General features: G+C 40.6%; 13 protein-coding genes. 4 read left to right on the top strand and 9 right to left on the bottom strand.

Going from position 1 to position 13,145, the window contains the following annotated elements; translation table 11 throughout:
- Positions 1-15 precede the first annotated feature (15 nt).
- From BWD42_RS13845 to BWD42_RS13825, 5 genes are all read right to left on the bottom strand, one after another.
- A complete protein-coding gene (locus BWD42_RS13845; protein WP_077436961.1) occupies positions 16-1,569 on the bottom strand; it encodes a ribonuclease E/G in 1,554 nt (517 codons plus the stop codon).
- A gap of 305 nt (positions 1,570-1,874) precedes the next feature.
- Positions 1,875-2,711, bottom strand: a complete 837-nt coding sequence (locus BWD42_RS13840) for a tetratricopeptide repeat protein (protein WP_077436960.1) — start codon at positions 2,709-2,711, stop codon at positions 1,875-1,877.
- A gap of 18 nt (positions 2,712-2,729) precedes the next feature.
- Entirely contained in the window at positions 2,730-3,014 is a 285-nt protein-coding gene (locus BWD42_RS13835; RefSeq protein WP_028071165.1) for an HU family DNA-binding protein, read from the bottom strand.
- A gap of 247 nt (positions 3,015-3,261) precedes the next feature.
- Positions 3,262-4,308, bottom strand: a complete 1,047-nt coding sequence (locus BWD42_RS13830; RefSeq protein ID WP_077436959.1) for an aminotransferase class I/II-fold pyridoxal phosphate-dependent enzyme — start codon at positions 4,306-4,308, stop codon at positions 3,262-3,264.
- A 281-nt stretch (positions 4,309-4,589) separates the two neighbouring features.
- Complete coding sequence (locus tag BWD42_RS13825; protein ID WP_077436958.1) at positions 4,590-5,558, bottom strand: D-2-hydroxyacid dehydrogenase family protein; 969 nt, start codon at positions 5,556-5,558, stop codon at positions 4,590-4,592.
- A gap of 169 nt (positions 5,559-5,727) precedes the next feature.
- Here BWD42_RS13825 and BWD42_RS13820 point away from each other — a divergent pair, with 169 nt between their 5' ends.
- The 4 genes from BWD42_RS13820 to BWD42_RS13805 all read left to right on the top strand — a co-directional run bounded on the left by BWD42_RS13820 (position 5,728) and on the right by BWD42_RS13805 (position 10,650).
- Positions 5,728-7,875, top strand: a complete 2,148-nt coding sequence (locus BWD42_RS13820; RefSeq protein WP_077437019.1) for a carboxypeptidase-like regulatory domain-containing protein — start codon at positions 5,728-5,730, stop codon at positions 7,873-7,875.
- 143 nt (positions 7,876-8,018) lie between these two features.
- Positions 8,019-8,633, top strand: coding sequence for a tetratricopeptide repeat protein (locus tag BWD42_RS13815; RefSeq protein WP_077436957.1), 615 nt, complete (start codon positions 8,019-8,021; stop codon positions 8,631-8,633).
- A 7-nt stretch (positions 8,634-8,640) separates the two neighbouring features.
- Positions 8,641-9,708 carry a sensor histidine kinase gene (locus BWD42_RS13810; RefSeq protein ID WP_077436956.1) on the top strand — a complete coding sequence of 356 codons (1,068 nt, stop codon included), beginning with the start codon at positions 8,641-8,643 and terminating at the stop codon, positions 9,706-9,708.
- 192 nt (positions 9,709-9,900) lie between these two features.
- Positions 9,901-10,650, top strand: coding sequence for a LytR/AlgR family response regulator transcription factor (locus BWD42_RS13805; protein ID WP_077436955.1), 750 nt, complete (start codon positions 9,901-9,903; stop codon positions 10,648-10,650).
- Positions 10,651-10,769: 119 nt separating this feature from the next.
- On the opposite strand, the gene BWD42_RS13800 is transcribed toward BWD42_RS13805, so the two are convergent.
- From BWD42_RS13800 to BWD42_RS24765, 4 genes are all read right to left on the bottom strand, one after another.
- On the bottom strand, positions 10,770-11,234 hold the full coding sequence (locus tag BWD42_RS13800; RefSeq protein WP_077436954.1) for a hypothetical protein: 465 nt from the start codon (positions 11,232-11,234) through the stop codon (positions 10,770-10,772).
- 10 nt (positions 11,235-11,244) lie between these two features.
- Positions 11,245-11,721 carry a hypothetical protein gene (locus BWD42_RS13795; RefSeq protein WP_077436953.1) on the bottom strand — a complete coding sequence of 159 codons (477 nt, stop codon included), beginning with the start codon at positions 11,719-11,721 and terminating at the stop codon, positions 11,245-11,247.
- 145 nt (positions 11,722-11,866) lie between these two features.
- Complete coding sequence (locus BWD42_RS13790; protein ID WP_077436952.1) at positions 11,867-12,994, bottom strand: SH3 domain-containing protein; 1,128 nt, start codon at positions 12,992-12,994, stop codon at positions 11,867-11,869.
- Positions 12,991-13,137 carry a hypothetical protein gene (locus BWD42_RS24765; protein WP_175992060.1) on the bottom strand — a complete coding sequence of 49 codons (147 nt, stop codon included), beginning with the start codon at positions 13,135-13,137 and terminating at the stop codon, positions 12,991-12,993. Before BWD42_RS24765 ends, BWD42_RS13790 begins: the two co-directional genes overlap by 4 nt.
- Positions 13,138-13,145 lie beyond the last annotated feature (8 nt).

Here is a 13,145-nt window from a genome sequence, read left to right as displayed (position 1 = left end):
GTTAATCTCTTTCTATTATAACTTGATTTCTTCATCCTTCGCATTGAAGAAATGGAATTCCGTTAGATAATACGAGGTCATGGGATTTACTTTTATCCATTTTCCGTACTTCATAAACCATTTCATTCTTTTAGAAATCAGACCAGACTTAATGTAGGCGTCTATGTAAGGGTGAACACACAAGGTCACCTTCTTTTCGTTTTGTTCTTGAAGAATAAAGCTCAAATTATTTTCAATATCATCCATTAGGACAATACTTGATCGGATTTCACCTGTACCATCACAAGCCGGACATTTCTCGTTTGTGACAATATTCATCTCAGGTCTTACACGTTGACGGGTGATCTGTACCAGGCCAAATTTACTTGGCGGCAGGATCGTATGTCTCGCTCTATCCGACACCATACATTCTTTTAAGAACGTATACAACTCTTTTCGATGATTGGGCTTATGCATATCAATGAAATCAATGACTACAATTCCCCCCATATCACGCAAGCGCAGTTGTCGCGCAATTTCCTTTGCTGCTTCCATATTGACCAGCAATGCATTATCCTCCTGATTCTCCTTATTTGCAGAACGGTTACCACTATTGACATCGATTACATGCAGGGCCTCGGTATGCTCGATAACGAGATACGCGCCGCCGGGCAAAGTAACAGTTTTGCCAAAAGCTGCCTTGATTTGCTTTTCAACTCCGAAATGGTCGAAAATTGGTTCTTTATGTTTGTAAAGTTTTACAATTTTCTCCAGATCAGGAGATATATCGTGTATATATGATTTTGTTTCTTCGAAGATCGAAGGATCATTAACATAAATATGCGAAAACTCATCCGTCAGGATATCCCGTAGAATAGTGGATGCACGATCCATTTCGCCGAGAACCTTTTGTGGTGGTTCAGCATTACGAAGACGTTTGGTAAATAGCTCCCATTTTGAGATCAGGTCCAATAAGTCACGTTGTAGTTCCTCGACACCTTTACCTTCGGAGACTGTACGGATAATTACACCAAAATTAGCGGGTTTAATACCTTCGACAATCTTTTTGAGGCGGTTACGTTCGTTACTACCTTTGATACGTTTGGAAATGGAAACAGTACTTGAGAAAGGTACCAAAACGACAAAACGACCTGCAATTGAAAGGTCTGAGCTCAGACGAGGTCCCTTTGTTGAGATGGGTTCTTTGGCGATTTGTACTGGCACGAGCATGTTTTTGCTCAAGACATCAGAGATCTTACCAGCTTTATCGATATCCTTTTCAAGTTTTAAACTATTGAGCAGTTTCTCTTGATAACTGCCATTCTTTACGATACGCGTAAGCTTTAGCAAAGATTGAACCTGAGGACCCAAATCCAGGTAATGTAGAAATGCATCCTTTTCGTAGCCTACATCTACGAAAGCCGCATTTAGCCCCGGCATTATCCGCTTGATTCGTCCAAGATAAATATCCCCGACAGCGAAATTGTTATTTGCGGGCTCGCGGTTAAGTTCAACAAGCTGCTTATCTTGTAGTAAAGCAATAGTTACCCCTTTATCAGGAGTTGAATCGATAATTAATTCCTTTACCAAAAGCTACTCATTTTTGATACCTATGCAATATCCTATCGCAATTTTTGGTATCTGATTAAACATTTAAAGAACGTTGTTACGAAAAAAACAATCTACATATCCTTTAAAAGACATGTAGATCATTTCGTAAAGCTATCTCAGCAAAATGGGCCAAGATGTTTAAAAGCTCATCACAAGACTATTTTTTCTTGTGTCTATTTTTTCTTAAACGTTTTTTACGTTTGTGAGTAGCCATCTTGTGTCTTTTTCTTTTTTTTCCGCTTGGCATAGCTAAATTTTTTAATGATTATAAAATAATAAATTAATTACTTGCTCAATTCCCCGATCTTGCGGTCGATGAATTGTGATAGGGATGGATCAGCAGCCAGCTCCTTGCTTTTTTGAAAAGCAGCTACAGCTTCCTTTTTCATCCCAATATTTTCATAGCCTGTGGCTAAGTAAAAGTATGACTCTGCATCGGGCTTCTGATCGATAACGGTCTTAAAGCGCTCGATAGCTTTGTCAAACTGACGGGACTGTAACGAAAACAATCCCAAAGTTTTATTTGCTTCTAAATTTTTCGGATCAGCAGCAACAACTTCACGCAATAAAGCAATACCTGCCATTGGGTTGTTTGTGCCAGATACCATTGCGGCACCTAACCCTGTTTTTGCATCAAGACTACTTGAATTTGCTTTTAATGCCGCCTCATACGCATGAATCGCATTCTGGTTAAGCGCTTGGGCTAAAGTAGAATCTTGCAAGTTTGTGTAAGCTGCACGATACGCATTACCCGCTTTCAACCAATACTCAAATTGAGGAGAAACCTTTGCCATTTCCTCATACACAAATGCCTGAGGGGCTGGTTTTGCGACATCGTCCCACTTATCTGCCAACTGTTGCAACAGCTTTATCTTATCTTCACCAGAAGCTTTTGCAACTTGGGCCTCAATATCGGAAATTTCTTTGACTAAACTAGCATCTAAACCTTGTTTTGTCATCGAAGAGATATTTTCCAAATTTACTTCATTGGAAGGTTTCGATTCAGATGCTGCAGCAGTTTGTTTTTCTTTGTCCACCAAACCTTTAATAGGCTGCGCAAATAGCACAGCAACTAAGGCTACTACTGCTCCTATGACTATTATCTGTTTGGTTTTTGCCATTTTAATCTATTTTAAAGATTATTTATTGCCGTTTTTTACTTTCTCAACGAAAATCTTAGCTGGCTTGAAGCTAGGAACAAAGTGCTCTGGAATAATGATCGCTGTATTTTTTGAAATGTTTCTTGCAGTCTTCTCAGCTCTTTTTTTGACTACGAAGCTACCAAAACCTCTTACATATACATTTTCTCCTCCGATCATTGCGTTTTTGACAACTTTGAAGAACGCCTCTACGGTCTCTTGAACATCTACCTTCTCTAAGCCAGTTTTGTTAGAGATTTCTGCAATAATTTCTGCTTTAGTCATATCTATTTTACTGTAATTATTTATTTTTCAACCCTTAAGCCAACTAATGTTTGGGGATGCAAAAGTATTGTTTTAAAATGAGGAATGGAAATTATTTAAATACTTTTTTGATAAATAAGCTTCCAAAAGCCAAACATTTACAATCAATTAACGAGATTACACAACGCGCAAACCGCTAAATAAATTCCAAAATTAACAACAATTTCCTAATTTACAACAAGTTGATTCATTGGATGTCATAAAAAAATCAAGATACGCCAATTGCATGGCTAATACGTTTTAAATCTTCCAAGGTATGATGTGCATTGACAACAATTCTATTCAATAATGGGTCTGTAGCAAGCGGATAAGGAAAACTTGACACCACTATACCTGCCTCCATCAGCCTTGCATAGAGACCGCTATCTGCGGAAGAGAAGACCGGGAAATTAGCGGTGGCATTTAAATGTCCGTGGGCAAGTGATCCGAAATACTGGATGTTCGCCTGTAACTTTTCAAATTGCCGGCGATAGAGGTGCTCCCCATTTACAAAAGCATAAAGACTCGCGGGTGAACTCGGGGAGGCTCCAGTATAAAAATTTGATTTTTTAAGCTGTGCTATCCGTTTCTGGCTGGCCAAAATCAGGCCCGCGTCTGTCGCTAAGCCCTTTGCCAAGGAGGCCACGACAATCAGCTCGATATTGTCTCTCAGAAAACCACGATCAGCTAAGGAAATGCCATTGTCATACAATACGCCTATACCATGGGAATCGTCCAATACCAAAGTCACTTGCTTATTCGCTGCAATTGTATCAAATATTGAAAAATCATACTGCTCCGGCTTCATATTATCCAGGCTATTGCTAACGATAACAAATGAATTTGTTTTGGACTGATTGATATAATCGACTGTACGTGCACTCCAAGACTTAAAATCACCGCCTATATCCGGATTCATATCAAGCCACAGAGAAGGATGAGTCGCTGGTGCATAAAGCATTTCACCTTCCTTTGATAACGTTTTAACAACAAATTGGGTTGCCAAGTAACCGCTTGACAGCAATAACCCTGCATCAAATCCAAATCGCTGGGCCGCATATTCTTCCGCTTGGTCAAATATAGCCTGCTGTACATTATTGTTTCGGGAAGTCCCGTTGTTAATCCCATAACGTTGTACTCCCTCAATAAAAAGTTCGGCATAAGCTTTATCCGTTGCCAAGCCCAGATAGGATGTTCCTCCAAAAAAGAGGTATTCCTTTTCATCCAGGTATATCGAACGCCCCGTAGGCTGATCAAGTTTTGTGAAATTTCTCATTTAAACTCTTAGGCGGCTGTCCTCTAAAAGGAAAGACAGCCCATTTTTCTTTCATACTGCTCGTGTCCTCAAACACCCTTCTTTAAATTTTTCAATTACCGAGGGGAGCGCTTTTCCTTTTGGACAGTTTGATTTCAATCAATAATACACATTTGGTTTGACATCTATCCCATTGCGGCGGGACATTTATTCCCTAATCTTTTGATCTACTCATAAACAAAGGGTAGCGTTTCAAGTTACAATTTCCTAGATTACGAACCAACTGTCAATAGACATTCCCATCAGTCCTTCAAAACCTCTGGGTTGGCGATATGTTGTGGTGTACCTTTCTCAAAAGCAACAATATTTTCAAAAGCTAACTTAAACAGCTGTTCATAGCCATTCTCTTCCACGTAGCCCAAATGCGGGGTGCAGATCACATTTGGCATCTGGAGCAAGGAATAATTGGGATCCACGATCGGTTCTGACTCGTAAACGTCAACCGCAGCTGCACCTGGAACCCCACTTTTCAATGCGTCCAAAAGTGCACCTTGTTCAAGCAATTCCGCACGCGAAGTATTTACGAATAGCGCTGATGTTTTCATGGAACGTAGATCTTCCAACTTTACGATACCTCTGGTTTCTGGCACCAACCTTAGGTGCAGTGTTACCACATCCGCAAAATGAAAGAAATCCGACTTACTGGACGCGGCTAAGAACCCATCTTTTACAGCCTCTTCCCGAGAATTCTCGCTACCCCATACAATCACCTCCGCGCCAAAGGCCTTGGCATACTGGGCAACACGGCGCCCAATCTTTCCGTAGCTCCATATCCCTATCGTTTTCCCCGCCACAGACTGCCCTATATTCGTCTGCCATTGCCCTGCTTTCATTGCTGCAATCGCTTGTGGCAGTCGGCGCAGACCGTTCATAATTAACAGCCAAGTCAATTCTGCAGGCGCAACAGGGGAGCCTATGCTTTCTGCCACAGCGACCTGATAAGCACTGCAGGTCGCCAGATCAAGGTGGTTGGAAATTTTACCGGTTTGGCTGATGAGCCGGAGATCTGGGAGCCTGCTGAGCAGATCTGCCGTGATTTTCGTCCGTTCCCTGATCAGTACCAATGCCTCCGTATTTTTTAGCTTTTCTGCCAATTCAAGGGGATCTGAATAGGATTGTTTCAATATCTGAACATCATGACCATCAAGTATTTTGAAACAATCCAACTTTCGGACAGCATCTTGATAGTCATCTAAAATGGTAATTCGCATCTTTCCGTGACTTAATTTAACCGTCCATTAAGATGACCGGCTTCATTTTAGACATTAATTTAAAGCATAAAATCGGAATACCACATTTCATCATGATATTTTGACATTTCATCCACTCTTTTTCGGGGAAGCAGTTGCTGCATTCCATTTTTGGGTAAAAATCAACAAAATGAAGCTTCTATTAACCTTACTATTTTTAAGTACTTCCACTATTTTCGCACAGTCTATTCTCAAAGGCAGGGTAGTAGCGAAAAATGGTAAACCTATCTATTTAGCTAATGTTTATATAGAAGGTACCTACGATGGGAGTACAACAGACTCGCTCGGAAATTTTACTTTTGAAACCAATGAGCGGGGTGCCAAGACAATCAAAGCGTCCGTTGTAGGTCGTCCACTGTATAGCAAACCTATTGAATTACCATATAAGGAACTTTTGATCATTCAATTGCAGGGTAGTGAGAATCGATTGCAAGAGGTCAGTATTCAGGCAGGGGCCCTTCAAGCCAACAGCTCAGGCAAAAACACGGTGATGAGCCCCTTGGACATCGTCACGACAGCAGGAAGCATGGGCAACATCATTAGTGCTTTGTCAACATTACCGGGCGCACAAGTTGCGGGAGAAAACGGCCGTCTCATGGTTCACGGCGGAGATGCCTCCGAAACACAGACTTACATTAATGGAATACGGGTAGCGCAACCCTATACCGCAACCCCAAATGAAGTTCCTGTCAGGGGTCGGTTTTCGCCAATGCTCTTTAAGGGCGTCAATTTTTCTACCGGAGGTTATTCCGCGGAATTTGGCAATGCCTTATCCAGCATTTTGGCCCTTAGTACAGAAAACACCATTGAACAACCCGAGACAGAAGTTTCCTTATCATCTGTAGGCCTTGGTCTTGGGCATACATTACAATGGGGTAAAAATTCACTGACATTCAACAGCAGCTATACAAACTTAAAGCCCTATTCAAAAATCATTACCCCTGATATCAGATGGACCAAGCCCTATGAAAACGCTTCCGGAGAACTGATCTATCGCCATCAGTTTAAAAAAGGTTTTCTAAATATTTATGGGGCGTACAATTTTGAGAATATGGGGCTTTATCAATCCGACATCAATTACGAAGAGCCTATCCCATTGAAAAAGAAGTCAAACAATAACTACGCCAACATCACCTATAGTCAAGACCTAGGAAATCGCTGGGCATTCCATTCAGGTGTTGGAATAGGCTATCTGAGAGACAAGCTCCATTACAGTGATATTTACCTGCCCAACGACGAAAAGAGCCTCCATTTAAAAGGAACCATAAGGAAAACCTGGAAAAACAGTATAAAAAGCATTTGGGGAATAGAATATTTTGACAACAATTACAAAGAAGAATACCATCGCCAAGAACTCGCCTACAGCTATGGATACCATAGCAAAATGACTGCACTGTTTACCGAAACCACTTTTGGCCTATTACCTAACCTTATTGGAAAGATCGGACTACGGGGAACTACCTCCAATTTACAAAGCAAAAAAACAATAGAGCCAAGGGCATCCTTGGGCTACGCTTTGAACAAGTACACTCAGCTCTCGCTGGCCTATGGAACGTTTCATCAACAAGCCCCCAGTTCACTTTTAAAATATGATCCTCAGCTGGGTTGGCTAGCCGCCAAACATTATATCGCAAATTACTTTTACGAGAAAAGTGGACACCTGTTGCGTCTGGAAGCCTACCATAAGACATACGACAACCTGATAAAATATAACAGCCAAACAGCAGGGTACGACAGTCAATATGACAACAATGGCAACGGCAAAGTCAAAGGCTTTGATGTATTTTACAAAAACACCGGTAGCGTAAAGAATCTACAATACTGGATTTCATACTCCTACACGGATAGCAAAAGAGATGAAGCGAACTATCCCCATACAGTTACTCCCTCTTATGTTTATAAGCATAGCCTTTTTATTGTTGGAAAATACTGGTTTACAAGCCTCCGTTCACAGCTCAGTTTGACAAATTCGATTGTTTCAGGAAGAAATTACAACGATCCTAACCAAACCACTTTTATGAATGGTCACACCAAAGGATATAATAATCTATCTATGAGTTGGTCATTCCTCTACAGTCAGCAAAAAATTATCCATTTCTCTGTCAGTAATGTGCTCGGAGCTTCACCAATCTATGGATATCAATATGCAGACCGACCGAATACTCAGGACATTTATGACCGGAGACCTATTGTGCCTACAGCTAAACGCTTTGTCTTTTTGGGCTATTTCTGGACAATAAGTAAAAATGAAAAAAACAATCAACTGGATAATCTATAACAATCAACAACTCATCATCAAAATATGTCGGTTCATCCAAAATTATTCCCGATTGCCGGCAACTATTGGCAACTTCACTGGAGTTCAACAAAATATGAACCCGCTATCGAAGAATCAAAATGTTAACTACTAAACGAAAAATCATGAAATCAATTATTATCGCCATTATCTGCTTCATAAGCAGCACCGCATTTGCACAAAGCAACTATGAAAAAAGTATGAGGCAAGCCATGGGCCTATGGCAGTCTGGAGAGATACAGAAAGCGTCTGCACTCCTGGAACGAATCAGCCAAGCCGAAAAAGACAATTGGATTCCGATCTATTATCAGGCAATGATCCTAACGACAGCCGCCTTTAGGGAAAAGAACAAAGAAACGCAAGCAAAATACATACAATCTGCCGAAGACATCCTGAATAACAGTACGCAGGACAACAACTCGGAATGGCTTGTGTTGCGGGCAATGAATAAAACCGCATTAATGGTAACCGATCCCATGACAAAAGCCAAGGAGCTATCACCGACCATCATTGGTTTGTATAAAAAAGCATTGGCAATCACGCCAAATAATCCACGGGCGATGTTAGGGCTAGCTGAATTCCGGATGAACGCCAAAAAATATTTCAATCAGGACAGCAGTAAAGAATGCGAGGATGTCAAGAAAGCCCTATCTTTATTCAATGAAGAAAAAGTGACTGCTCCATTTTCCCCTTCTTGGGGTAAAGACCGGGCAGAACAAATACTGAAAGAGTGCAAATAATATTGCTGTGAAAAGATTCCCATTTAAAGCCATTATTCAGGCCATATTAGCAAGTGTGGTTGTCTCCATCTATTTTGTAGTTGTAGCCAAACTCGATCATAAAGATGTCCCTTTGTTATCGATCATCTTGCACCCTAATATGGTCAGAGGTATATTGTATGGTTTTTTTCTCTTTCTGAGTCATGGCTATCTATCAAAATGGGTGGCGGATAAGTACCCAAACAGTAAAGACTTTGGAAAAAAAATGGTTGTTTTTTATAGCATCAGCTTTATCTTGACCATATTTGTCGTTTTTTTAGTGAATGCTTTTCTTTCGGGTCTTTTTATCCCGACTGGTTCCAAAGACTTTCTCCAGCGCTTCAATCATTTCATTAATCAGCAGCGTGTTGCTTACTACTTTCAACTTGCGATTATTTCCTGGTTTATTTCAATGCTGTTTTTTGGATTCTATTTTTATAAAAGGTTCAAAGACTATCAGATTAAAGAATCTGAACGGGAAAAACAACAGATCACGGCGCAGTTCGAATCTTTAAAAAACCAATTGGATCCACACTTTCTGTTCAACAGCTTAAATGTGCTGAATGGACTGATTGAAGAAGATCCCAAAAAGGCTAGCCTTTTTACCACAGACCTATCCAAGATATACCGCTATGTACTGGATCACAAAGACAAGAGTCTTGTTTCTTTACAGGAAGAGATTACGTTTTCAAAAGCTTATTTGAATCTTTTGAGTCTACGGTTTGAAGCAGGTATCCAGATTGATCTACATATTCATGAAAACGAGATCAATGGTTTTATTTTACCGCTTTCGCTTCAATTGCTCATCGAAAATGTAGTCAAGCACAATGTTATTTCGTTAAAGAGTCCACTGATGCTAAAGATTTATCGTAAAAAGGACTATTTATATGTTGAGAACAATTTACAGAAAAAGAAAGTGCTCAACGGCAATTCCGGAATCGGTTTGAAAAATATTCAGGAGCGTTATGCATTACTGTCCGATCAACCAGTTTACATTGAGGAAAGCGCGGATTTCTTCTCTGTCGGGCTGCCGATTATTGCCGAAACAGTAGCATGAAAACCAGCGAATTCAAACATAAGTCAATGCAGTAACATTTGACGACAAGGATCAATCCGGTCCAAGAGGCCATTAAATAAAACAAAGAAAATACCAGTAGCAATTAAATGTCATAAGCGGGCAGGTATGACCTGAATGCGAAATAAATAAACCACTCAGGGATCAGACGATCAATGAGAACGAAAATATGCAATGAAAATATTAATTATAGAAGACGAACTTCCTTCTGCGAGACTGCTCCGAAGAAAATTGGAGCGGCTCGGTTATACGGTGTCAGCCACACTACAGACCGTAGAAGAATCGATTGAATGGTTTAGATCAAACGACGAGCCTGATCTACTTTTTATGGACATTCAACTTGCTGATGGCATATCGTTTGAGATCCTCGAGCAGATAAAACCTAGTTCGGCCATTATTTTCACGACAGCGTATGATGAATATATGTTACGGGCATTTAAACAAAACAGCATCGACTACCTGTTAAAGCCAATTGAAGATGAAGAACTGGAAAACGCGATTGAAAAGTTTCTGCAGTTTAGGCGTCCAGTCTCTCCATTTGATCTAGCAACTTTTAAGGCATTATTTAAAAATACCACTCAAACATTTAAGGAGCGTTTTACCATCAGGATCGGCCAGAGCCTCAAGGTTGTGACCACCCGACAGATCGAGTGCATTTACAGCGAAAACAAAGGCACCTATTTATATACCAATGAAAATGGGAATTATCTGTTTGACCAAACACTGGATGCCTTAACCCCACAATTATCACCCAAAGAATTCTTTCGGATCAACCGAAGTGCTATCGTGCAATTTGATGCCATCAAAAACATTGCAGTACATTCCAATGCGAGATTAAAAATATACCTCAAGCATTATGAATCTGACGAGCTGATCGTTTCGAGGGAGAAAGTCGCTGCTTTCAGAAATTGGCTTGATAAATAACCTAGGATTGAACACCCGATTTACTATTCGTGAAGCTGTTAAATCACATCCAATGATCCAGGCTCAAGTCATCGAACGAGCACTTAACGGCAAGGAAAAGAAGAATATAGTGGGAGGGGTTACATATTGAGCCTATAATTCAGTGGAATACTGAATCTAAGGGACACGGCAAATCCTTTCATCGGCCGATAATCTTTTTTGTCATTGATGGAAAAGCCATATCCAAAATCGAGATCTAAAAGTGTTGCCAGGCTGGCACCGATTTTCGGGGTAAAAGTATAAGGCGTCACTTCCGCACGTACAAATGGAGTCAGCACATAGGTTTGGGGATAATAGGTTAAAGCCGCTTCCGGGATAACCGCAAATTTCTTTTGAGTCCAGGTGAAGTTGGCTGTTGCATCTGCCCGCAAGATGTTATCACCTACAAATGGAAATGCAAAATAAGCTCCGGTTTTGATGATACTCCCTTTTTGGAACTGATAACTCAGGGTCGGACCGATCAAATGGTCCTGTGCTGCTGCCTTTTTTCCAAAAGCAAGCAAAATAACCATACAACCTAACCAAAGTATATTTTTATTTTGCATGACTCATCATTTAATAGAGATGAAAATTCAATGGTATATTCACTCCTACAGATACGGTAAGACCATCTATTGGCTTGAAATTTTTCTTCGTATTGTAATCAAAGCCATAACCTATACCCAGATCGACAATGGAAAATAAACTTGCGCCAACTTTAGGCGTAATCGTATAAGGAGTAAGCTCAGCCTTAACAAATGGGAACAGGACAAAGTCATTCAAATAATAGGTGAAGCCCACTTCCGGAATGACAGTTGTTTTGTTATCCATCCAACTGAAATTTGCACCAGCGTCTATTTTCATGTACTGAAAGTCGTTGGGTGCAAACAGCCCCCAACCGGAAACTTTTAGAAAATTGCCGCTTTGGTACTGATATCCCACAGAAGGGCCCCATATCCATCTGTTATGCTCCTTCCAAGATTTATCTTGAGCCTTCAAGAAGAAGGATGAACAACATAGTGCGACAAATAACAGTAGGGTTTTTAATTTCATCCAGCTAAATTACAAACTATAATCTATTTTATGGAATACAACAGGCGCACTCCAGAATAGTTTTACTTAAAACCGAAAATAGTACCTATACGGGTTCGATACCTATAAATTTGTTGCGATAAGATTCCTATTTAGAAATACTATTTTAAGGTTCTAGCAACTTTATTCTGATAAATTGAGAGCGTTCGCTTAAAGAACCGTCTTCACCCCAGTAACCATTTACATGATTGGCCGCCGCATAGATATGTCCATCTTTTCCCCAAAATAATAATTCCTCTTTCCAACTTGGCATCCATTCTTTAAAACTTACTGAAATCAGTGGGCTCACTTTCCCTTGTTTCACGTGGAAGAGTTGCAGGTCACCCGTCGATTCATAGGGATCAGCATGCAAAGTCATCAGATATTTTTTGTCCACGGAAAAGAAAGGATAATCGCCACATTCCACAATAAGATGCCCGTCCTTTCGGTCAAAAAGCCGTACATCAGCACTTTCCCAATAGTTTCCCGCAACGACAAAGGCATTCAGGAAATCGTAATGCCCCATGTAAGAATAGCGAGCTTCCGATTCATTGTCTATATCTTTATCTGTAAACGTCAATGTCTTCCCGTTTGTCAGTGGTAACTCCAAAACGTCCCCGTTTTTGCTATAAGACAATGTATCCTTAATCAGATAATTTTTTGCCGTACTTCGGGCGGCTAGAAAAGCCTGCTCATCGATCAATTCCACAAAAAGATACTTTTCCAATGGATGCCCTTTTTCGTAATAGCTTTCCTTTCCGTTCACCGTCTGCGAGACAATGATATTTAGATCCTTAGGTGAGATTGTAATTTTATCCTGTTTGCCCAGTTTAGATTTTTCCACATATACTTTTTCCCATTGTGTTACATCAATGGCTTCGCCGTTAGCCCCTTTATAATCCCGTTGAATACGATCCATCACAGCAATCCACCCGCCCTCCTCACCGATTACATCCAGTTTGGTACCATAAGGATACTTTCCAAGTGCCGGAGCACTTTCATCAGCGCCCTGACGTAACACCACACCAGCACGGTCGACCACATAGAGGTTTTTCAAGACCTTTGTCTGATCATAGTTGATCGGCAATGGAGGAAATTTCTCCGTTACAGCAGTATCCTTGACTGCAAAAGAATCCATTTGAATAGAATCTCCCTTTTTGGCCGTCTTTTCCGATCTATCACCACAGCCTAACATTCCGATGGAAATAGTCCCGCCGACTAGCATACACAGGGGTAAAAATAACAGTCTTTTCATAAGGGTGAAGATAGCGATTCCCCTGCCGAAAAAAAATACTGGTATTCAGGGGTTCTTACCTCCCGGTATAAATATGAAAAAGCCAACAGGTTTGGTTCATCGCTATTTTGAGTAACGGCCACCGCAATTATTGTCTTTTTCATTCACAATA

The sequence above is a fragment of the Sphingobacterium sp. CZ-UAM genome, assembly GCF_002000245.1.
In the GTDB taxonomy this organism is placed as follows: domain Bacteria; phylum Bacteroidota; class Bacteroidia; order Sphingobacteriales; family Sphingobacteriaceae; genus Sphingobacterium.
The sequence above is the reverse complement of the archived record's forward strand: the minus strand, read 5'-3'. Positions and strand labels throughout refer to the sequence as shown.

What these genes read in the sequence shown, in the direction of transcription:
- BWD42_RS13840 (WP_077436960.1), bottom strand. Translation starts at nt 2,711, where the DNA reads ATGGCAAAAACCAAACAGATAATAGTCATAGGAGCAGTAGTAGCCTTA.
- BWD42_RS13835 (WP_028071165.1), bottom strand. Translation starts at nt 3,014, where the DNA reads ATGACTAAAGCAGAAATTATTGCAGAAATCTCTAACAAAACTGGCTTA.
- BWD42_RS13830 (WP_077436959.1), bottom strand. Translation starts at nt 4,308, where the DNA reads ATGAGAAATTTCACAAAACTTGATCAGCCTACGGGGCGTTCGATATAC.
- BWD42_RS13825 (WP_077436958.1), bottom strand. Translation starts at nt 5,558, where the DNA reads ATGCGAATTACCATTTTAGATGACTATCAAGATGCTGTCCGAAAGTTG.
- BWD42_RS13820 (WP_077437019.1), top strand. Translation starts at nt 5,728, where the DNA reads ATGAAGCTTCTATTAACCTTACTATTTTTAAGTACTTCCACTATTTTC.
- BWD42_RS13815 (WP_077436957.1), top strand. Translation starts at nt 8,019, where the DNA reads ATGAAATCAATTATTATCGCCATTATCTGCTTCATAAGCAGCACCGCA.
- BWD42_RS13805 (WP_077436955.1), top strand. Translation starts at nt 9,901, where the DNA reads ATGAAAATATTAATTATAGAAGACGAACTTCCTTCTGCGAGACTGCTC.
- BWD42_RS13800 (WP_077436954.1), bottom strand. Translation starts at nt 11,234, where the DNA reads ATGCAAAATAAAAATATACTTTGGTTAGGTTGTATGGTTATTTTGCTT.
- BWD42_RS13795 (WP_077436953.1), bottom strand. Translation starts at nt 11,721, where the DNA reads ATGAAATTAAAAACCCTACTGTTATTTGTCGCACTATGTTGTTCATCC.
- BWD42_RS13790 (WP_077436952.1), bottom strand. Translation starts at nt 12,994, where the DNA reads ATGAAAAGACTGTTATTTTTACCCCTGTGTATGCTAGTCGGCGGGACT.
- BWD42_RS24765 (WP_175992060.1), bottom strand. Translation starts at nt 13,137, where the DNA reads ATGAAAAAGACAATAATTGCGGTGGCCGTTACTCAAAATAGCGATGAA.